This is a genomic window from Paenarthrobacter sp. Z7-10 (assembly GCF_026932795.1).
Classification (GTDB): Bacteria; Actinomycetota; Actinomycetes; order Actinomycetales; family Micrococcaceae; genus Arthrobacter_M.
The window spans coordinates 1-20,123 of record NZ_JADPVH010000033.1 but is presented as its reverse complement, the minus strand read 5'-3'; the positions used below and the strand labels follow the sequence as shown (position 1 = coordinate 20,123).

Here is a 20,123-nt window from a genome sequence, read left to right as displayed (position 1 = left end):
CGGCTCAGTGAGCGTCTTCGCCCAGCCGCTGCAGCGCCGCCAGCGCGACGGACCTGTCGGTGGTCGGCCAGAACGGCGGCAGAGCCGCCCGCAGAAATCCCCCGTAGCGCGCCGTAGCCAGCCGGGAGTCGAGCACGGCAACGACCCCCCGGTCACCCGAGGATCGAATCAGCCTGCCCGCTCCCTGCGCGAGCCGGATGGCGGCGTGGGTTGCGGAGACGGTCATAAAGCCGTTGCCACCCGCCTGCGCCACGGCCCGCGACCGGGCGGTCATCAACGGATCATCCGGACGCGGGAACGGAATCCGGTCTATCACCACCAGCCGGCACGAGCTGCCCTGCACGTCCACCCCCTGCCACAGCGACATCGTGCCGAACAGGCAGGTGTCAGCCTCGGCCTCGAACTGCTTCACCAGGGCAGCCATCGACGACTCGCCCTGACAGAGGATCGGCAGCGGCAGCCGGGTGCGCAGCGCTGCCGCCGCGTCCTCGGCTGCTCGTCGGGAGGAAAACAGGCACAGCGCCCCTCCCTGGGCGGCGCGGATCAGGGCCTCCAGCTCGTCGAGCTGCTCGGGAGACGTGCCGCGGCCGGGTTTGTCCAGGTGGGCTGCAACATAAAGCATGCCCTGCTTCGGGTAATCGAAAGGTGATCCCACATCTGCGCCTGTCCAGCTGGGGGCGCCCTTGCCGAGCAGGCCCAGTCCCCCTGCCGCCGGTTCGAAAGCGGCCCCAATGGCCAGCGTGGCCGACGTTAGAACCACGGTATGGTCCGCGAACAGTCCCTCACGCAGACGGCTGGCCACGCTCAACGGAGCGATGTTGATCAGCGCCGGTGAGGATTCGTCCGGCGCGGCATACCCCTGCTGCGGATTGAAGCTGCTTTGCCGCGAAATCCACACGACTTCCCCACCCTCGCGCGCCGCGAGCAGCCGTTCGCACAGTTCCAGGATCAGTGTCAGCCGCGACCGCGCGATCTGGCGGCCACCGTCGGCGGCGGTGCCGGCATCACCCTTGGAATCCGACAGCGCCGTCCGGCAGGCACTGCGCAATTGATCCACGGCCGTGAGCTGTTCGTCATTCAGGCCCGAGGGCAGCAGACCCGAAGGCGCCACCTCAAGAGAGGTTTCCAGCTGCGCCGCGGCGGTGTTGAGCGCCTCCACTGAAATGGCCGTATTCTTGCGGGCACCGGAGGCCGCGGCGTGCACCATCTGGACGGACAGCGCTCCGCTGACCGCTCCGGTAACCCGGTCCTGCAGCTCGTGTGCCTCGTCGACGACGACCACGCCATACTCCGGCAGCACGGCAAGGCCCTCGAAGGCGCTGATGGCGAGCATCGCGTGGTTCGTGACGATGATGTCCGCCTCCGCGCCGCGCTGTTTGGCCAGTTCGCTGAAGCAGGTCTGGGCCAGCGGGCACTTCTGCGCCCCGAGGCACTCCATGGAGGTCACGGAGACCTGCCGCCAGGCACGGTCGGTGACCCCGGGCGTCAGTTCGTCCCGATCCCCGGTTTCGGTGTCCTGCGCCCATTCGCGCAGCCGCACCACCTCTTTTCCCAGCTGGCTTCCCGGTCCTAGGCTGGAACCGGGCAGATGCACGACGCTGGTCTCCTCACCAAGGGCAAAAAGCTGCCCCTCAGAAGGCTCTTCAGAGGGGAATCCGCCCTCCACTTTGTGCCGGCACACGTAGTTACTGCGCCCCTTGACCAGCGCGACCTTCACCGGATGGTCCAGCAATGGGGTAATCGCTTCGAGCAGCTTGGGAAGATCCCTGCCAACAATCTGCGCCTGCAGGGCCAAGGTTGCGGTTGCCACAAGTGCGGGTTTCTCGGCTTCCCCGGCGTTGGCGATCAGCGGGATCAGGTAGGCCAGCGACTTTCCCGTCCCGGTCCCGGCCTGGACCAGCAGGTGGTCACCGGTGCCTATCGCGTGCACCACCTGCCGGACCATTTCGTGCTGCCCATCCCTGCGCTGGCCTCCCATGGCATCGACCGCGGCATCGAGCAGTTCGAGGGCGAAAGCCTGTCCACTGCGCTCCGGCACTGCGCGGTCCGCAGCGGCGCGCTCAGCCACGAAGAACAAACTGCTCCAGTTCGGCAGCCAATCCTTCCCGTACCAAAACTGTGGCCCTTGTACCGTCCTCACCATGGTCCATGGTGAGGATTTCAGCATCGGATTCATGCAGTTTACTGACCAGATCTCCCCGGTCATAGGGAACCAACAGTTCCAGCTTCACGGCCGGCCGCGGGATGGCCGCCCCGATCGCAGCCAGCAGTTCGTCCATGCCCTGACCGGTCCGCGCGGACACGACCACATTGCGCGGTTCCCGCTGGCGCAGCCGCTCCACAACAAAGGGATCGGCCGCGTCAGCCTTGTTCAGGACAATGATCTCCGGAATGTTGCGCGCATCGACTTCGCTGAAAACCCTTCGGACGGCGGCAATCTGGCCCTCAGGATCGGGATGCGAGGCATCCACCACGTGCAGGATCAGATCCGAGTCCGCCACCTCTTCCAAGGTGGAGCGGAAAGCCTCAATCAGCTGCGTCGGCAGCGACCGGACAAAGCCAACCGTGTCGGCGAGCGTGTAACCGAGTCCGTCGGCGGTCTCAGCCTTACGCACGGTGGGATCCAACGTCGCGAACAGGGCGTTCTCCACCAGGGCGCCGGCGTCCGTCAAGCGATTCAGCAGCGAAGACTTTCCGGCGTTGGTGTACCCAGCGATGGCGACCGAGGGAACATCATTGCGCCGGCGATTGGCGCGTTTGGTCTCCCGTGCAGGCTTCATGGCTGCGATCTCACGCCGTAGTTTCGCCATCCGGGTCCGGATCCGCCGGCGGTCGAGTTCGATCTTGGTCTCGCCGGGACCACGGGAACCAATACCTCCACCGGCGGCACCAACACGTCCACCCGCCTGCCGGGACATGGATTCGCCCCAGCCGCGCAGCCGCGGCAGCAGGTACTCCATCTGGGCCAGTTCCACCTGAGCGCGGCCTTCACGCGATTTCGCATGTTGGGCAAAGATGTCCAGAATCAATGCGGTACGGTCAATGACCTTGACCTTGACGATGTCTTCCAGACCGCGGCGCTGGGATGGGGCCAGCTCTCCGTCCACCACAACGGTATCGGCGCCGGTGGCTGAGACGATGTCCTTGAGCTCCTGGGCCTTGCCCGACCCGAGAAATGTTCCCGGGTCCGGCTTCAGCCGACGTTGGACGATGCCATCCAGCACCTCCGAGCCTGCCGTCTCCGCCAGAGCCGCCAGCTCCCGCAGGGAATTTTCCGCATCCGCCAAGGTGCCTTCTGACCACAGTCCCGCCAGCACGACCCGTTCCAGCCGCAGCTGACGGTATTCAACCTCGGTGACGTCCTCAAGTTCCGTGGAAAGACCTGCCACCCTGCGCAGAGCCCGCCGCTCCTGCAGATCCTCCTGGTCGCCATCAAAATCGTTGCGTTCGCCGGCATGCTGCGACAGCGCCTGCGCCCTACCGGTGAAGGGTCGGCTGCTCCGGCTCGAGCCGGAATTGTCCGCATCGTCCGCTTCACGTGGAGTGGACTTCGCCGCATGTGCTGCCGCCCCGGCGTCCTTGGCCAGAATCCGGTCAATGACGGCTTGAATTTCCGCTGGCGTCATGTCCTGGCCGTCGGAATCTGTTCCGGTGTTGATCTGGTTGGTCATGTTCTCCTTCGAAGAATCTTCTCATCCATCGTAGTCTCCGCGCCGAAGCGTACGGGCGATGGGAACGCTGATTATGGGCTGCCACCATACGGCGGTTTGGAAGTTTGAACGCACGGTGCAGAGGCCGTTTCAAGCCGTCGTCGGCAGGTAAAAGCGGTGCTGGTTCCCGCTGGGGACGCCTCCAAGGGCATCTAAGTGCATCCAACGAGGCTGGAGCGGCGGCTGAAGCCACCGGAAGCCGTTTCGTCAGGAGCTGGGGCGGGACTCAAGCGCCGCGTGGCAGCCCAATCACTTATTCTTCATCCATCAAGCATAGCAGGGCCCGGGCCAAGTCCTGCCTGACCGTCGACGGGGTCAGGCGATGGCGGTCACGATGACGACGACGACGGCGGCGGCGACGACGACTATGACGGCAACGGTGGCGGCGGCGGCCACATGTCCTCCGGCTGGTGACCCGCTGGACTGCCGTGTCCGTATATCCTTCTCCCGACATTTGCAGCTAATCTGGGACGACCATGGGTACGGATCATTATTTCAGCGCACAACCCGCTGGCCCGGACACACGCCGCCCGCTGCAGGTGGTCCTTGCCGGCGCCGCCCGCCAGCTGAGAACCAGCTCTGGAATATTCAGTCCTGATGGGGTGGACAAAGGCACAGCCGTTCTGCTGGCCGAGGCCCCGCCACCGGCGCCCAGCGGGAATCTGCTGGACATTGGCTGCGGCTGGGGACCCATCGCCCTGACCTTGGGTCTGCGATCGCCCAACGCCGTCGTCTACGCTGTCGACGTCAATGAGCGCTGTCTGGCGCTGACCAGAGAAAACGCGTCGTCCCTGGGTCTTCCGAACGTTCAGGCCAGCCTGCCGGATGAGGTGGACCCAACCGTCGAGTTCTCCACGATTTGGTCCAATCCGCCCATCCGGGTGGGCAAGGACGAGTTGCATGTCCTGCTGTTGACCTGGCTTCCCCGGCTGGCTCCAGGGGGAAGCGCCTATCTTGTGGTGCAGAAGAACCTGGGATCGGACTCCCTGCAGCGCTGGCTCGGCACGGAACTGTCCGCGCGATTCCCGGAACTGCGGCTCAAAGTGAGCCGGGAGAGCACCTCAAAGACCTTCCGCATCCTGCGGCTGCTGCGACCGGAGGAATAGGAGAACCCGCAAAAACGGTCCCGCATACGTCGGACGAATTACGTGAGAACGCCGTGGGCCACCAGCACCGCCGGACCGCTGAGCAGGATGTGCTCACTTCCGTCCGCAGCGGCAAAGAATGTCACGGCGACGGCTCCCCCCGGCACGTTTACCCGCCATGCATCCGGTGCCTCGACGCCAGCCCAAAAGCGGGTCGCGGCGGCGGCGGCGCAGGCACCCGTACCACAGGATTGAGTTTCCCCGACACCGCGTTCGTGCACCCGCATCGTAATAGTGCCCATTCCGTCGGCCACCAATGGATCGGACGGTACCGTAAACTCCACGTTGGTTCCATGGACGGGCAACGGGTCAACCGTGGGCTGCGTGCTCAGGTCCGTGCCGGCCAGCTCCAGATCGTGGGCCAATGCCACCACGGTGTGCGGGTTGCCCATGCTGATGGAGACCGCGGGCCGTGCCACATCGAGCCCAGCGGCTGTCACCAGCGAATCAACGCCGCGATTCTCCGCCTGCTCCGGGAAAATGAATTCCCAGGGTCCCATGTCGACGGCATACCCCTCGGAGGTTCGCAGCACGTCCTTCCGGCCGGCGCGGGTGCCTATGGTCAGGGATTCGCCGGGCAGCAGCGCGACGAGACCCTGATCCAGCAGGAAGTGCACAAACACCCGCACGCCGTTGCCGCACATTTCTGACAATGAGCCATCAGCGTTGCGGTAGTCCATGAACCATTCCGCGTTGGGCTCGGTCGCGAGCAGAACCTGTCCCTCCGGCAGGTTCCGGGAGCGCACCGCGCGGATCAGCCCGTCGGCCCCGATGCCCCGGTGTCTGTCGCAGATCGCGGCCACGGCCTCCGGGCTGACGGTCATGCTTCCCTCGGGGTCAGCGAAGAGCACGAAGTCGTTGCCGGTTCCATGTCCTTTGGCGAAAGGGACCGCTCCCATTCCCGGCCACGGATGTTCCGCCTCGAATCCAACGGCGTCCGAATTCCGCAAGCCACGTTGGACCGCAATGTGGGGATCGCCCTGAGGCTCAGTCATCATTTTTTAAGCGTACGCCAACCACCGCGCTCTCCCTCACGGCGGTAAGGGCGGCTTCCAGCAGGTCAGGCCTCTGCGCATCGAGCCAGCCGACCCTGGGGTCGGCCCGGAACCAGGTCATCTGCCGGCGCGCAAACTGCGCAGTGGCCACAATCGTTTCCGCGCTGGCCTGGTCGATCCCTGCCTGCCCATCCATAACACGCAGAAACTGCCGGTAGCCAAGCGCGCGCGAAGCGGTCTTCCCCGCCCGAAGCCCACGCCGATCCAGCTCAGCCACCTCCTCCAGCAGCCCCTCGCCCACCATCCGATGCACCCGGTCCGCCAGGCGCCCACGCAGCACGCTGCGCTCGAGGGACAGTCCCACCTGGACCGTTGGACGGACGTATTCACGAACCGGCATGAACGAGCTGAACGGGCGACCGCTGAGCTCGTGGACTTCCAGCGCCCGGACCAATCGTTTGCCGTCACCGATCCGGCCGGCCGAGACCGGATCGACGGCGAGAAGTCGGGAGAGCATCGACTCGAAGCCGAGCTCGTCCAGTTCAGCTTCCAGGCGTCGCCGGACCGCCTGATCAGTGCCGGGAAATTCCAGCACATCGAGGGCTGCGCGCAGGTACAGCCCGGACCCACCCACCAGGATTGGTACCTTACCGCGCGCCAGCGCTTCCGCCACGACGTCCCTCGCCTGCCGCTGGAACCCCGCCGCGCTGGCCTCCTCGCGCACGTCCAGCACGTCCAGCAGGTGATGCGGCACGCCGCATCTTTGTGCCGTTGTCAGTTTCGCTGTCCCGATGTCCATTCCGCGGTAAAACTGCATGGAGTCAGCGTTGATGACTTCGCCGTCCAGCGCCAGCGCCAATGCCACAGCCAGGTCCGACTTTCCGGTGCCGGTAGGGCCGACGACGGCGACCAGCCGCGTGTTTTGCTGCTCTCGCGGCACGCTCAGCTGACCCGAAGGGATGGCATTCCAAGCGACACGGCGGAGGCCTTGGCACCGGTTGCCGAACCGGGTGCCGAGTCGCTCACTGACGCCGCCGGCACATTGCATGAGGCTGCCTGCGCTCGATCCCAGGCATCCCCAGCCCGCGAGCGGCGCACGGAATAACTGGAGGTGTCCGCGGACACGGGGTCCGCCACGAGGTGGAAAGAGGCCGCCGAGGTGATGGTAACGCTGACGAGGTCTCCGGGGCGCGGCACCGCGCCGCCGTCGGGCACGCTGAAATGGACCAGCCGCTGGTCCTGGGCCCGGCCGGAGAGCCGATGCGTCTCGGTGGCCTTGCGCCCCGATTGCGCCGTGACCATGACCTCCACGAGGCGTCCCACTTGTTCGGCATTCTCCTCGGCCGCGATCCTGTCCTGCAGCGCCGTCAGGCGCTCGAAACGCTCCTGCACCACGGCCTTGGGCAGCTGATCCGGCAGCTCCGCGGCGAGGGTTCCGGGCCGCTTGGAGTACTGGAAGGTGAAGGCGGTCGCGAACCGGGATCGTTCCACCACGTCCAGAGTCGCTTGAAAGTCCTCCTCCGTCTCGCCTGGAAACCCGACAATGATGTCCGTGGAGATGGCCGCGTGCGGCATCCGCGCACGGACCTTGTCCAGGATGCCCAGGAACTTGGTGGAACGGTAGGAGCGCCGCATGTCCTTCAGGACCTTGTCTGATCCGGACTGCAGTGGCATGTGCAGCTGCGGCATGACATTGGCGGTTTCGGCCATTGCTTCGATGACGTCATCGGTGAAGGCCGCCGGATGTGGGCTGGTGAAGCGAACACGTTCGAGCCCCGTTATTTGACCGCAGGCGCGCAGCAGCTTGCCAAAGGCATGCCTGTCGCCGAACTCGACGCCGTAGGAATTGACGTTTTGACCCAACAGCGTAACTTCTATGGCTCCGTCGTCGACCAGCGCCTGAATTTCCGCGAGTATTTCGCCGGGGCGCCTGTCACGTTCCTTGCCCCGAAGCGACGGAACAATGCAGAACGTGCAGGTGTTGTTGCAGCCCACCGAGATGCTGACCCATCCCGAATATACCGAGTCGCGCTTTGTTGGCAGGTTGGAGGGGAACACCTCCAGCGATTCCAGGATCTCCAGTTGGGCGTCGTTGTTGTGGCGGGCCCGCTCCAGCAGGGCCGGAAGTGAGCCGACGTTGTGGGTGCCGAAGACAACATCGACCCAGGGGGCCTTTTTGAGGATGGTTTCGCGGTCCTTCTGTGCCAGACAGCCGCCCACCGCGATCTGCATGCCCGGGTTGGCCCTTTTCACCGGGGCGAGCATGCCCAGGCTGCCATAGAGCTTGTTGTCGGCATTCTCCCTGACGGCACAGGTGTTGAAGACGACGACGTCGGCATAGTTTGCGAAATTCCCGTCCGCGGGGCCGCCCGCCGCTTTAACCAGCCCGGCCGTTTCCAGCAACCCGGCCATGCGTTCGGAGTCGTGGACGTTCATCTGGCAGCCGAAGGTGCGCACCTGGTAGGTGCGCCGTGGGTCTGTTGCTTTAGCTTTTGTGGCGGAGGTATCAACGCCGGTCATGGTCAAGCTCACCCATCAAGCTTAAGACCTGCGCACCGGTACTGATGACCACCACCTGTCGGACCAGTCCCGTCCTGCCGGGCGAGTTTGGTGCTGGGGCCTTCGGTACCAACTGCCGGGCTTCAGTACCAGTTACTGGACCCCTCGTGCGACCAGGCGCCGCACGGCGAGCCGTACCGATCCCGAATGTAACCGAACCCCCAGTCGATCTGGGTCCGGTAGTTGGTCAGCCAGTCATTGCCTGAACTGGCGTACTTGCTGGGCAGCAGTGCCTGCGCGATGCCGTAGGCGCCACTAGTGGGGTTGGTGGCGTTGGTCAGCCATCCAGACTCCTGATTCCACAGCTGGACAAGGCATTGAAACTGCTCCTGTCCCCATCCGAAGGCGCCCAGTCGACCGCGCGCATAGCCCTGGGCGCCGGCAGGGTCGTTAACTCCGTTACCCGGAATGTTGGGCAGCAGGACGTTGACCGGGATATAGCCGCTGCCAGGATCGGGAATGGCCGGTTGGACGGCGACTGGCGGAGCAGGGGCCGGAGCAGGTGCCGGAGCCGGAGCTGCATTCGCAGCATGAGCGGCGACCGCGGCCTCCGCGGCGGCCGCGGCCTGCGCGGCGGCCGCGGCCTGCGCGGCTGCGGCGGCCTTGGCTGCGGCGGCCCGGGCTGCGGCTGCGGCAGCCTCCTGACGCGCCCGCTCCTCTGCGGCACGACGCTTGGCTTCCTGCGCAGCCTGGTAGGCCGCCAGCGCCACCTGACCGTCGTGATAATGCTTCTCCACCGCTACCGTTGTGTTCTTCAGCGACGCGAGTTGGGCCACCAGCACCGCGCTTTGCTGCTTTTGCTGGGCCACCTGGGCGTCCAACGCCTTTTGGGCCTGCACGGCGGCATCCAATTTTTCTTTGGCGTCCTTGGCCAGGCGCTCCCGTTCAGCCGTGGCGGCTTTCTCCTGGTCCGTCAGCGCTTGGGCCGCACTCCGGGAGACCTTCGATTCGTTGTAAGCAGAGGCCGCTTTGTCCGCCACGACGCGCAGGACATTTAGACCTTGCAGACCGTCCTCGGACTCAACGGCGTCAAGGGTGGCCAGCAATCCGAGGTTGGCTCCGCCGCTCCGATACGACTGCGCCGCCAAGGCACCCGTTTCCTTCTTATATTTAGCCACCACGGCATTCGCACGGCGAACCTGCTCACTGAGCACGTCGACCTTGGCACTTGCCACGTCCAAGGCCGAACGTGCGACGGCATATTCGGCACCGGTCTTCACTGCCGCGTTGCCCAGCTGGTCCGATTGTGCCTGCAATCCGTCCAACAGCGCACCGATGGTTGCGACCTCCGCAGACTTGGTGGACTCGTTCGCCTTGGACTTCTGCACGTCCTGCCAGCTGGGAAAGCCACTGGGTGGCGCATCATCGCCGGCGAAGGCCGGTGCGGCCAGCGTTCCCGGCAGCATCAGGGCGCCAGCAAGCAAGGCTGACACGAGCAATTGATTCGTTCGGAACTTGAACATATGCCGCCAAGCATAACCGGTGATCGTCCAGAATGGGTCGCCGTGGTCTCACCTTTTTCCAAAGACGAGCGGTTTTGGACCGGCCATGCCCCTAGTGCATATCGTAAAATGAGTCCACGGGATCGTCGTCGGCATCAAGCAATCTGTCAATTTCGGCATTGACCAGACGGAACGCCAAGCCGGGTGAATAGCCCTTACGGGCAAGCATCCCAGCCAGCCGGCGCACGTATTTTTCCCGCTCGGCGCGATCCGCCAAGACAGCGGAGACCGGCAGCTTCTTTCGCACCAATGCCGTGGCCATGGCATTCTCATCCGCATCGGAAACCTGACCGAGGGCAGCTTCGGCGATATCCCCGCCGATGCCTTTGTCAGCCAGTTCCCGTTTGAGAGCCCCACGGGCCAGGGACCGGGTCTGGGTCCGGCTGCGGACCCAGAGCTGGGCGAACTCCTCATCATCCACCAGTTGGACCTCTTCAAAACGGTCCAACACGGCCCCGGCCACCTCGTCCGGAATGTTCCGCTCCGCGAGTTTCCGGGCCAGCTGCAAACGGCTCTTTGGCGAGTTGGTGAGCTGCCGCAGCACGATGGAGCGCGCCACCGCGGACGGATCCGGCAATGGGTCGCCAGACGACCCCGCGTCCGGCCCGGCGTCCGGTCCGGCGTCCGGCCTCGTCCTAGCCACGGTGCCTCCCCGACGCAGCGGCCATCCATCGCCGGTGCCCGCTGCCCTCCGGACGCTGACTCGAAACGGCCAAAGTTATCCTCCCGAATGTCGTCAGTGTCATCGGCCTGGAAACGGCCTTAGAATCCGTCGACGGCTTTCAGTTTCGGCGCAGCTTCCTCCACAGGTGTCGGCGGCTTCACGCCGACACCGAGCTTTTCCTTGATCAGCCGCTCGAGTTCCTCGGTCAGCTCCGGATTGTCGCGCAGGAATCGCCGCGAGTTTTCCATTCCCTGCCCCAGCTGATCCCCGTCGTAGGTGAACCAGGAGCCCGACTTCTTAATAATGCCGTGTTCCACGCCCATGTCGATGATGCCTCCCTCACGGGAGATGCCCTGTCCATAGATGATGTCGAACTCGGCCACCTTGAACGGCGGTGCCATCTTGTTCTTGACAATCTTTGCCTTGGTGCGGTTACCCACCGCATCCGCGCCCTCCTTCAGGGTCTGGATACGCCGGACATCAATCCGGATGGAAGCGTAGAACTTCAGCGCCTTACCACCTGTGGTGGTTTCCGGGCTGCCGAAGAACACGCCAATCTTTTCCCGCAACTGGTTGATGAAGATGGCTGTTGTCTTCGTCTGACTGAGCCGGCCAGTAATTTTCCGCAGCGCCTGGCTCATTAGCCGGGCCTGCAGACCCACGTGGCTGTCGCCCATTTCGCCTTCGATTTCAGCTCGCGGAACCAGTGCAGCCACCGAGTCGATCACTACGATATCCAGGGACCCGGAGCCGATGAGCATGTCCATGATTTCCAGGGCCTGCTCGCCGGTGTCCGGCTGCGAAACGAGCAGTGCATCCACATCCACGCCCAGTCTCGCGGCGTAATCCGGGTCGAGAGCGTGCTCCGCGTCGATGAAGGCTGCAATGCCGCCGGCGCGCTGGGCGTTGGCCACCGCATGCAGCGCCACTGTCGTCTTACCGGATGACTCCGGCCCGTAAATTTCCACCACCCGGCCCCGGGGCAGGCCACCGATGCCGAGGGCCACATCCAGGGCGATGGAACCGGTGGGAATGGTTTCGATCGGAACGCGGACCTCATCCCCCAGACGCATAATCGAACCCTTGCCGAATTGCTTATCAATTTGGGCAAGAGCAGCTTCCAGCGCTTTTTCACGGTTTGCGGGAGCAGCCATGATTCACCTCGGTCTTTCTGCAGGCCATTTCTGGCGGGCGTTCTTCAATTGGCGGTTGGAATACCGGTGGTCCTGAACCGGTGCCACTGGTCTTCGAACCTGTCACCCTTGACGCTAGTCCGGGGGTCCGACAAAATCAGCAGAGGTCTTCCTGATGTGGAGAACTTTCCTTTTGTCCGCCGATTTCCTTCTCCCTGCGAGCATACCTTTATCCGAACATGTATTCGAAGATCCTGCACGGTGTGTCACGGCATGGGTTTGGCATCCCGGCCCAGGCGCCGTGCGGCGGGGATGTCCTGCACGTCGCAGACGGCCAGCCACACCCGCCTCGGCTCAACTCCCGCCTGAAGTGCCTGCGCCGCCGTTCGGCCGTCAACGGGGCCGAGGACGAGGTCCCGGGCCAAAACCCGGGAATAGCCGTCGCCAAACTCGTTGTCCATCAATCGCCAGAAATCACTTAACCGCACGATTAAATTCTCTCACGGGCTACCGCCTTAGAATGTAGTCATGACGCTCTCATCGGACGAACTCCGCAGCCCGGAAGGACGGCCGGATTCCGGTGGCACCACCGAATCCGCGCCATCGGCGACCCTGCGGCCGGACGAAGCGGCGATTGGCGCCGTCGAACTGCAGTTGAGCCTTTTGTGGCGTCGTGCGCGCGCCATCTCACAGCAGCTTTCGCGCAGCGTTCATCCTGAAATGGAACCATCCGCGTATGGCCTGCTGACAATCCTGGAGCGGGACGGAGCCCTGCGGCTGACCGACCTCGCCGCCAGCATAGGCGTGGGCAAGCCATCCGTGAGCCGCCAGATCACGTTCCTGGAAAACATTGGGCTCGTCCGAAAGGAAGCCGACCCTACCGATGGTCGGGCGCAGGCCATTCTGCTGACCGCCAAAGGCTCCGAACAGATGCGTACTGTTCAGGCGGCCCGCAACGAGGTTTTCCATGCGCGGCTGGCAGCCTGGTCTGAGGCCGAATTGAAGCAGTTGGCCACGCTGATGGCCAAGCTCAATGCCGACTACGACCACGACTTCGCGCCCCGGGATCCAAAGTCCCAGCCCCGTGAGCCTAAGCCCCAGGGGCAAGGCCAAAGCCACAACCCCAGTCCCGGCCACTGATAGCGGACCTCACTGCAACGGCATGCAAAGGAAGGGCCCGTTCCACTTGGAACGGGCCCTTCCCTTGGGAATGCTTTGATCAGGTCTAACTTTGCGGCGGTTCAATCGCCGTGAAGCTGCCCGGCTCCAAAGCTAGAATGCGTTGGACATCAGGTCTTTGCTCAGTTCCTCGGAAAGCTCGTCCCCCAGGTTGCGACCGTAGCGTGCCGCGAATTCCTGCGGCACGGTGTCGGGCACCCGCACACCTTCCGCAACGGCCAGTCTGTCACTGACTTCCCGCAGCATGCTGGACAGCGGAACTTCCAGGGCCGAACAGATGGAGGACAGCAGCTCCGAAGAGGCTTCCTTCTGGCCGCGCTCTACTTCGCTGAGGTAACCCAGCGAGACACGGGCATTGTGTGAGACTTCACGGAGGGTACGGCCTTGGCGCTGACGGACGTCGCGCAGGACATCTCCGATTTCATGGCGCAGGACCACCATTTTGCGCTCCTTCTGCTCGTGCTTAGCGTTTTGGGCCAAACCCACATCCCGCCAGCGCACCACGCCGTTAATGGATACGGGTTGTTTCACCATCGGTATCGCCTTACTCCCTTGCGTAGTTGCCTGCCGGCTGCTCCGGCCTGCCGCCGGCGGCTTGATCATCCCATCCTAGGACTGAACTGCCGCCCGTGCCTGCACTAGAACTAACTATCGGGTCACAGATTTTGTTCCCGGACTTGAGCCACCACCTGCTGCAGCAATGACAACGCTTCGTCGCACGCCTGCTGGCGCACCAAGGCGCGATCGCCGTCGAAATGATACTCATATGCCTGCGCCACATTATCAAGGGCAACCGCCAGATAAACAGTTCCCACCGGTTTTCCGTCATGATCCTCCGGGCCTGCCACCCCTGTGGTGGACAGCCCGACGCGGGCACCAGTGATACGGCAGACGCCGAGGGCCATTTCGCGGGCCACCTGCGGATCCACGGATCCAACCTCCGCCAACAGGAACTCCGGAACACCCAGAACGGCCGCCTTGACACTGTTCTGGTAGGCAATAACACCGCCCTGCAGCATCTTCGACGCACCGGGAACCTGCACCAGCGAGGCCGCAAGGAGTCCCCCGGTCAGCGATTCGGCGGTGGCCACAGTCAAGTGCGCCGACGACGCGTCGGCGACCAGCCGCGGCAAATCCAGGACAATCACCGCCGGGCCGCCCGTGCCAGTGAACGCATCCTGATGGCATGGACAATGTAATCGACGCCGGTCACCAGTGTGACGGCCAGCGCCACCAGCATGACGTAGAAGGCTGCGGTGCCCAGCCACGGGATCAGTCCCTTTAGCGGCAGGATAAACAGGAAGATGGCCAGGGTCTGCAGGACGGTCTTAAGCTTTCCGCCCCGCGAGGCTGGTATGACGCCGTAACGGATCACGACGAAGCGAAGGGCAGTGATGCCAACCTCCCGCACCAGCATCAGTATCGTGATCCACCACGGCAATTCGTTCAGGGCAGAAAGCAGGATCAGCGCCGAACCGATCAGCAACTTATCGGCGATAGGATCTGCGATCTTGCCGAAATCGGTCACTTGGCCACGTTTGCGGGCAATATCACCGTCCAGCTTGTCCGTGTAGATGGCTACCACAAAGGCGACGACGGCGGTCCAACGCCACGGCCCGTAGCTTGACGCGTCCTCCAGCATGAACCAGATGAAGAACGGCACCAGCACGATGCGCAGCATGGTCAGGACGTTGGGCAGATTCCAGAGCTGCGGCGACGTCATCGAGTTCCTCACCCTTCAAGGCTACCGTCTGCAGTGGGCTTCACCCGAAACCCCAGCAGAGCCGCGAGACCCAAGAGACCTGCTGGGGTTTCGCGGGCATGCTGGGATTTCGGCGGGTTGACTGGGGTTTCGGCGGGAAGAGGGTCGGACGACGGCGGGCTGCCAGGGTTCGGCGGGGAGCAGCCGGCTAACGGCCGGTGAGCGACCAGGCGTCCTCGCCGTCGTCGTCGTCATTTCCGGAGCCACCGGCTGCGGAGCCGTCGGCGCCGTCGTAATACTCCACCGACTGAGCCCGGGCAGCCAGATCGTCGGCCACCAGGTCTGCACCGTAGCCATGGTTGGCATTGGCGTTGTCCGCCAAAGCTGCAATTCCCGCACCGCTGGTGGCATCGTCGTCGAGAGCGCTTTCGGGCCCCACGGCGAACCCGTCGCCGCGGATGGCGGCAAGGGTTGCCGCCAAGTCATCGGGCTTGACCAGCACATCGCGGGCCTTGGACCCCTCCGAGGGCCCCACCACTCCCCTGGATTCGAGCAGATCCATCAGGCGCCCGGCCTTCGCAAAGCCAACCCGCAGTTTACGCTGCAGCATCGACGTGGAGCCGAACTGCGTGGTCACCACCAGCTCGGTGGCCTGCAGCAGCACGTCCAGATCGTCGCCAATGTCATCCTCGATCTGCTTCTTCGGCGCTTCCACTGCCACGTCCGTGCGATACACGGCCTTCAGCTGACCCTTTACATGCTCCACCACCTGGTGGATTTCCGTCTCGGTGACCCAGGCACCCTGCACCCGGATCGCCTTCGACGCGCCCATCGGCAGGAACAGCGCATCGCCCTGTCCGATCAGTTTTTCCGCGCCCGGCTGGTCCAGCACCACGCGCGAGTCGGTCACCGAGGAGGTCGCGAACGCCATCCGCGAGGGAACGTTGGCCTTGATCAGGCCGGTGACCACGTCCACCGACGGACGCTGGGTGGCCAGCACCAGGTGGATGCCGGCGGCGCGGGCCAGCTGGGTGATGCGGACGATGGAATCCTCCACGTCACGCGGGGCCACCATCATCAGGTCGGCGAGCTCATCCACGATCACCAGCAGGTACGGGTACGGCTTGACCACGCGCTTGGAATCCACCGGCGGATGGACCTTGCCGGCCCGGACCGCCTTATTGAAATCGTCAATGTGCTTAAAGCCGTAGTTGGAGAGGTCGTCGTAACGGGTGTCCATCTCCCGGACCACCCACTGCAGCGCCTCCGCAGCCTTTTTCGGGTTAGTGATGATCGGGGTAATCAGGTGCGGAACGCCTTCGTAGGCCGTCAGTTCCACCCGCTTCGGGTCCACCATCACCATCCGCACCTCGTCCGGAGTGGACCGCATCAGGATCGAGGTAATCATCGAGTTCACAAAGGAAGACTTACCGGCGCCCGTCGCCCCAGCGACCAGCAGGTGCGGCATCTTGGCCAGATTAGCCACCACGAAGCCGCCCTCGACGTCTTTACCCACGCCCATCACCATCGGGTGGTCCGTGCGCCTGGCGTTCTGGCTGCGCAGCACGTCACCCAGCGAGACGGTTTCGCGGTCCGTGTTTGGAATTTCGATGCCGATGGCGCTCCGGCCCGGGATCGGCGAAAGAATGCGCACGTCCGCACTGGCCACAGCGTAGGAAATGTTCTTTGACAGCGCCGTAACGCGCTCCACCTTGGTGCCGGCGCCGAGCTCGATTTCGTAGCGGGTGACGGTGGGACCGCGGGAGAATCCAGTCACCCTGGCGTCAACGTTGAACTGTGTCAGGGTTTCGGTCAGGGCGGCGACGACGGCGTCATTGGCTTCGGAGCGTTCCTTCGGCGGAGAGCCGGGCGTCAGCAGGTCCGACGGCGGCAGCGTGTACGTCACGTCGCCGGCCAGGGACAGCTGTTCGGTGCGCTGTGGAATCGGCGTCGGTACCTGCGGTGCCACCGGGTTCGAGCGCACCTGAGCGGGAGGGGCCGGCACGATGCTGATCGTTTCCGTCACGGGCGACGTGTCCGCTGCACCAGCACTGATGGAACTGCCGGCGCTGCCGGTGGATGTCGGCAGCCCCTGGCGTGCCTTGATCTTGTCCGCGGCAATTTCCGCCTGGGTGGGTCGTCGTACGCCCGGCGGCAGGGCGGCCGGAGCCGCGGCGTTGTCAGGGGCAGGCTCGGCGTCGACCAGCGCGCGCTCAAAGGCCTCGTCCCCGATGTAGCCGCCATTACCGTCATCGTCCGCGGTACGCTCGGCTTTCCGCCCGAAGCGTCCCCTGCCCTTCTTCTTTTTCTCCACCGGTTCATTCGGGAGCGCATTGCCATCCCGGTCGTACAGGTAACTCTGGTCGTGGCCGTCCTCGTCACTGTGGCTCTGCGGGTCCTGTCCCATCAGATGTTCATAGAGTCCTCGCAGCCTATGCGGAATGGCACGGAAAGGTGTGGCCGTGAGGATGAGCAGGCTCACGAAAGCCACGGCGGACCAGAAGGCCGCTGCGAGCCAGAAGTTCAGCGCCGCCAGCGGAGCACCGGTTAGCAGACCCACCATGCCGCCGGCATCCCTGACCGCATCGAAACCACCGGACAGGGCCGGCGAGCCGGCGCCCAGATGCGCAAGCGCGGAACCGGCGACGGTCAGGATGCTGAAACCGATGGCCACCCTGTTATTGGCCCGCACGTCCTGCGGCCTACGAAAAACCCGCAGCGAAAAGAGCAACAGCATGGGCGGCAGCAGCACGGCCACCCAGCCAAAGGTTCCGCGCAACACCCCATGCACACCGTCGGCGAACCAGCCCGTCAGTCCCCACCATTCAAACGCAGCTATTCCCGCCGCCAGGACCAGGAACAGCAGCCCGCTTCCATCACGGCGGTCCTCGGCCGGGAGATTGCTGACGTCGTGACCCAGCCGGCGCACCGCGCCACCGGCCAGATGGCCCAGGCCCTGCCAAGCGCCACCAAGCACGCGCGCCAGCCAAGGCGCGCGAGGGGGCTGTGGCTCGGGCTGCACTGAGACTCGTTTCGGGCGCACGGAGGTGCTCCCGGAACCGGTCTTCGCGGAGCGGGGCGCAGGGTTGCCGGCCCGGTTGGCCGACGCGCGGGCGGGGGAAGTTCGAGTCGCCATAACTGCCACGATACCCGCCAACTGCCGCAAAGCCGCGGATTTCAGGGCCGCTCATGGTCCGCGTTCCCTGGCGGTGGGCGCGGGGGAATGGAATAAACCCGTCTGGCCGCCGTTTCCGCGCCCGACAGTTATGGCGCGCAATTCGGCTCGATGCGCGAACCTGCATCGGTGCGGAAATGCAGCACGCAGCCGGGCCGATGTCTGCTCCCGCGCGGGCTGGGCCGTGCACGGAATTCCCGTTGCACAATTCGGAAGCGCACCTCCTATTCCCATCGGTTGGAATTGCCGTTATGGTGCACATAGCTCAGGGAGAATTCGGCTAACAAATTGACAGGGGCCCCACGGCGCAAGCCCAAACGGAACCTGCCGATAGAAGGGATTGCTGCACGAGCAACTCGGCATTCCAGTTTTGTTGCTTGCTCTAAATACCTGGTCTCGTAATACCTGGTCTCGAAACGGACGCTCCAGCTTCGTCAGGTCAATCCTTCATTGTCCTATTCCGAGCCACTACGAGACTGGCAGGCGTCCTCCTACTGGATTTAAGGAGAACGAAACATGCGCAGAATAAGGTCCGCTTTGATAGCGGCTACGGCGGCGGCGGCGGTGATAACCCTTTCGGGGTTTACTCCGGCGCCGACGCCCAGCCTGCAGCAAGTCGCCGAAGTGTCGCCGGTGGCTCCGATTATGGGCATCGCCAACACCAATGAAGACCCGTCACCGCTGGAGCAGGCGGCGGGCATGAACGTGGGGTTGCACCGGATTTATTATGTCCTGCCCGGGGATCTTTCGGCAGCAATGAACCAGATCAAGATCGACCAAAGTAAGGGACGCATTCCCTGGGTATCGTTTAAGCTCCGGGGCTGCACCTGGGTCCAGGCAGCTGAAGGGTGCGCCGACAGCTGGGTGAAGGACCTCAACACCGAGCTCGCCAAGCTCGACCCCAGTAAGCAGGTTTGGGTTACGATCCACCACGAACCCGAAACGGACGAGCCGACCGCCGGCTTTGCCCCCATGCAGGACAGGCTGCTGCCGCTGCTGACTGCGCCGAACATCCGCACCTGGATCGTCTTGTGCGGCTGGCATGAGACCTTCGACCCACGGAAGATCTATACGTTCGAGATGTTCTGGCCCAAGGTAGCTAAACCGTACGGCATTGGGATCGACCCATATAACTGGTATGGAAGCACGGGGACGAGCTGGGATGAGGGTGGAAAGTTCTTCCCGATGACAAAGGCCTTCGCGGACTCGAAGGGCGCGAAATGGGCTGTGTCTGAATTCGGCATCGACACCGATGGGTACAACCTGACCAGTAAGGACGGCCAGCACTGGATCGATCGGGCCTACGCTGATGGCGTCAAATACGGCGCGCTGGCCATGGCCTACTTTGACACGGCGAAATCCAGCCCTCCGGGTACCGACTGGCGCCTCATCTCGCCGATCGGCAAGCAGGAGTCGTTCATCAAGGCGATGAAGGCCTCCGCCGCAGCGAATTCGGGCACGGTGCCAACCCCTGAACCGACGCCAACGCCAACACCGACCCCCGAACCGACGCCAACACCAACGCCGACTCCCCCGCCTTCGTCGACGGTGGCAGTCAACCTCCGGGCCGCAATGACGGCCTCCAGCGCCGACCTGCAGTGGGATGCGGTGACCGGAGCCACCGGTTACCAAGTGTTCAAGAACGGCGCCTACAACACCTCCCTCACGGGAACACGCCAACTCATCTCCAGCCTCAGCACCAACACGGCCTACACCCTCACTGTCCGCTCGAAGGTCAACGGAGTTTGGTACCAGTCGGCGCCGCTGAAGGTGACCACCGATTCGGCGGGAGGCACCCCGCCGTCGTCGACGGTGGCAGTCAACCTCCGCGCCGCAATGACGGTCTCCAGCGCCGACCTGCAGTGGGATGCCGTAAGCGGGGCCACGGGTTACCAAGTGTTCAAGAACGGCGTGTACTACTCCTCCCTCACGGGAACACGCCAACTCATCTCCAACCTCAGCACCAACACGACCTACACCCTCACTGTCCGCTCGAAGGTCAACGGAGTCTGGCACCAGTCGGCGCCGCTGAAGGCGACCACCGATTAGGCGGGAGGCACACCGAATGCGCCCACCGGCCTCCGAGCAACGATGACGGACACGAGTGCGGACCTGTACTGGAACGCGGTGCCGAATGCGACGACGTACCAGATTTTCAAGAACGGCGTGTTTGACGTATCCAGCTCAAACGCGCACGAGCTGGATAGGAGCCTGACCGCCGGCACGAGCTACACCTTTGTGGTCAAGGCCGAGGTGGGGACCAATTACTACGAGTCCGAGCCGCTTACCGTGACGACAACGGGCACCGCCCTCTAGCCGCCGGCAGGAAGCGGGGCTGCGGACACGGTGTCCGCAGCCC

At 64.0% G+C, this 20,123-nt stretch carries 17 protein-coding genes; 4 read left to right on the top strand and 13 right to left on the bottom strand.

Annotation, left to right across the window (positions count from 1 at the left end; genetic code table 11):
- Nucleotides 1-4: 4 nt before the first annotated feature.
- The gene (locus IV498_RS11235; RefSeq protein WP_330059488.1) at nucleotides 5-2,068 is read right to left on the bottom strand and encodes an ATP-dependent DNA helicase; all 2,064 of its coding nucleotides are present in this window, start codon (nucleotides 2,066-2,068) and stop codon (nucleotides 5-7) included.
- On the bottom strand, nucleotides 2,061-3,671 hold the full coding sequence (gene hflX / locus IV498_RS11230) for a GTPase HflX (protein ID WP_269046645.1): 1,611 nt from the start codon (nucleotides 3,669-3,671) through the stop codon (nucleotides 2,061-2,063). The genes IV498_RS11235 and hflX overlap by 8 nt, the downstream gene beginning before the upstream one ends.
- 515 nt (nucleotides 3,672-4,186) lie before the next feature.
- Here hflX and IV498_RS11225 point away from each other — a divergent pair.
- Nucleotides 4,187-4,816 (top strand): class I SAM-dependent methyltransferase, encoded by a 630-nt coding sequence (locus IV498_RS11225; RefSeq protein WP_269046644.1) that lies wholly within the window; start codon nucleotides 4,187-4,189, stop codon nucleotides 4,814-4,816.
- A gap of 38 nt (nucleotides 4,817-4,854) precedes the next feature.
- Here IV498_RS11225 and dapF read toward each other — a convergent pair whose 3' ends face one another.
- The 7 genes from dapF to IV498_RS11190 form a co-directional block, all read right to left on the bottom strand.
- Nucleotides 4,855-5,754: a diaminopimelate epimerase gene (gene dapF, locus IV498_RS11220; protein ID WP_269046702.1), complete on the bottom strand. Its 900-nt coding sequence runs from the start codon at nucleotides 5,752-5,754 to the stop codon at nucleotides 4,855-4,857.
- 88 nt (nucleotides 5,755-5,842) lie between these two features.
- Nucleotides 5,843-6,790: a tRNA (adenosine(37)-N6)-dimethylallyltransferase MiaA gene (gene miaA / locus IV498_RS11215; RefSeq protein ID WP_269046643.1), complete on the bottom strand. Its 948-nt coding sequence runs from the start codon at nucleotides 6,788-6,790 to the stop codon at nucleotides 5,843-5,845.
- 2 nt (nucleotides 6,791-6,792) lie between these two features.
- Nucleotides 6,793-8,370, bottom strand: coding sequence for a tRNA (N6-isopentenyl adenosine(37)-C2)-methylthiotransferase MiaB (miaB, locus tag IV498_RS11210; RefSeq protein WP_269046700.1), 1,578 nt, complete (start codon nucleotides 8,368-8,370; stop codon nucleotides 6,793-6,795).
- A gap of 122 nt (nucleotides 8,371-8,492) precedes the next feature.
- A complete protein-coding gene (locus IV498_RS11205; protein ID WP_269046642.1) occupies nucleotides 8,493-9,842 on the bottom strand; it encodes a coiled-coil domain-containing protein in 1,350 nt (449 codons plus the stop codon).
- A gap of 121 nt (nucleotides 9,843-9,963) precedes the next feature.
- Nucleotides 9,964-10,554: a regulatory protein RecX gene (locus IV498_RS11200; RefSeq protein ID WP_442951341.1), complete on the bottom strand. Its 591-nt coding sequence runs from the start codon at nucleotides 10,552-10,554 to the stop codon at nucleotides 9,964-9,966.
- Between the two features lie 119 nt (nucleotides 10,555-10,673).
- Entirely contained in the window at nucleotides 10,674-11,729 is a 1,056-nt protein-coding gene (gene recA / locus IV498_RS11195; protein WP_269046641.1) for a recombinase RecA, read from the bottom strand.
- Between the two features lie 245 nt (nucleotides 11,730-11,974).
- Nucleotides 11,975-12,196: a DUF3046 domain-containing protein gene (locus IV498_RS11190; protein ID WP_269046640.1), complete on the bottom strand. Its 222-nt coding sequence runs from the start codon at nucleotides 12,194-12,196 to the stop codon at nucleotides 11,975-11,977.
- Between the two features lie 40 nt (nucleotides 12,197-12,236).
- Between IV498_RS11190 and IV498_RS11185 the strand changes: the two genes are divergently transcribed.
- On the top strand, nucleotides 12,237-12,848 hold the full coding sequence (locus IV498_RS11185; RefSeq protein WP_269046639.1) for a MarR family winged helix-turn-helix transcriptional regulator: 612 nt from the start codon (nucleotides 12,237-12,239) through the stop codon (nucleotides 12,846-12,848).
- 132 nt (nucleotides 12,849-12,980) lie between these two features.
- Here the strand turns inward: IV498_RS11185 and IV498_RS11180 are convergent, their stop codons facing one another.
- The 4 genes from IV498_RS11180 to IV498_RS11165 all read right to left on the bottom strand — a co-directional run bounded on the left by IV498_RS11180 (nucleotide 12,981) and on the right by IV498_RS11165 (nucleotide 17,725).
- A complete protein-coding gene (locus IV498_RS11180; RefSeq protein WP_330059484.1) occupies nucleotides 12,981-13,421 on the bottom strand; it encodes a helix-turn-helix domain-containing protein in 441 nt (146 codons plus the stop codon).
- Between the two features lie 122 nt (nucleotides 13,422-13,543).
- Nucleotides 13,544-14,035 (bottom strand): CinA family protein, encoded by a 492-nt coding sequence (locus tag IV498_RS11175; RefSeq protein WP_269046638.1) that lies wholly within the window; start codon nucleotides 14,033-14,035, stop codon nucleotides 13,544-13,546.
- Nucleotides 14,032-14,610: a CDP-diacylglycerol--glycerol-3-phosphate 3-phosphatidyltransferase gene (pgsA, locus tag IV498_RS11170; protein ID WP_269046637.1), complete on the bottom strand. Its 579-nt coding sequence runs from the start codon at nucleotides 14,608-14,610 to the stop codon at nucleotides 14,032-14,034. The genes IV498_RS11175 and pgsA overlap by 4 nt, the downstream gene beginning before the upstream one ends.
- 187 nt (nucleotides 14,611-14,797) lie before the next feature.
- Nucleotides 14,798-17,725, bottom strand: coding sequence for an FtsK/SpoIIIE family DNA translocase (locus IV498_RS11165; protein WP_269046695.1), 2,928 nt, complete (start codon nucleotides 17,723-17,725; stop codon nucleotides 14,798-14,800).
- Between the two features lie 555 nt (nucleotides 17,726-18,280).
- On the opposite strand from IV498_RS11165, the gene IV498_RS11160 reads away from it, so the two are divergent.
- Together IV498_RS11160 and IV498_RS11155 are read left to right on the top strand one after the other, a co-directional pair.
- On the top strand, nucleotides 18,281-19,813 hold the full coding sequence (locus IV498_RS11160; RefSeq protein ID WP_269046636.1) for a hypothetical protein: 1,533 nt from the start codon (nucleotides 18,281-18,283) through the stop codon (nucleotides 19,811-19,813).
- Nucleotides 19,814-19,855: 42 nt separating this feature from the next.
- Entirely contained in the window at nucleotides 19,856-20,080 is a 225-nt protein-coding gene (locus IV498_RS11155; protein ID WP_269046635.1) for a hypothetical protein, read from the top strand.
- Nucleotides 20,081-20,123: the final 43 nt, after the last annotated feature.

Excerpts from the sequence above, each read along its gene's own strand:
- hflX (WP_269046645.1), bottom strand. The coding sequence starts at position 3,671 with ATGACCAACCAGATCAACACCGGAACAGATTCCGACGGCCAGGACATG.
- IV498_RS11225 (WP_269046644.1), top strand. The coding sequence starts at position 4,187 with ATGGGTACGGATCATTATTTCAGCGCACAACCCGCTGGCCCGGACACA.
- dapF (WP_269046702.1), bottom strand. The coding sequence starts at position 5,754 with ATGGGAGCGGTCCCTTTCGCCAAAGGACATGGAACCGGCAACGACTTC.
- miaB (WP_269046700.1), bottom strand. The coding sequence starts at position 8,370 with ATGACCGGCGTTGATACCTCCGCCACAAAAGCTAAAGCAACAGACCCA.
- recA (WP_269046641.1), bottom strand. The coding sequence starts at position 11,729 with ATGGCTGCTCCCGCAAACCGTGAAAAAGCGCTGGAAGCTGCTCTTGCC.
- IV498_RS11185 (WP_269046639.1), top strand. The coding sequence starts at position 12,237 with ATGACGCTCTCATCGGACGAACTCCGCAGCCCGGAAGGACGGCCGGAT.
- IV498_RS11180 (WP_330059484.1), bottom strand. The coding sequence starts at position 13,421 with ATGGTGAAACAACCCGTATCCATTAACGGCGTGGTGCGCTGGCGGGAT.
- pgsA (WP_269046637.1), bottom strand. The coding sequence starts at position 14,610 with ATGACGTCGCCGCAGCTCTGGAATCTGCCCAACGTCCTGACCATGCTG.
- IV498_RS11165 (WP_269046695.1), bottom strand. The coding sequence starts at position 17,725 with ATGGCGACTCGAACTTCCCCCGCCCGCGCGTCGGCCAACCGGGCCGGC.
- IV498_RS11160 (WP_269046636.1), top strand. The coding sequence starts at position 18,281 with ATGCGCAGAATAAGGTCCGCTTTGATAGCGGCTACGGCGGCGGCGGCG.
- IV498_RS11155 (WP_269046635.1), top strand. The coding sequence starts at position 19,856 with ATGACGGACACGAGTGCGGACCTGTACTGGAACGCGGTGCCGAATGCG.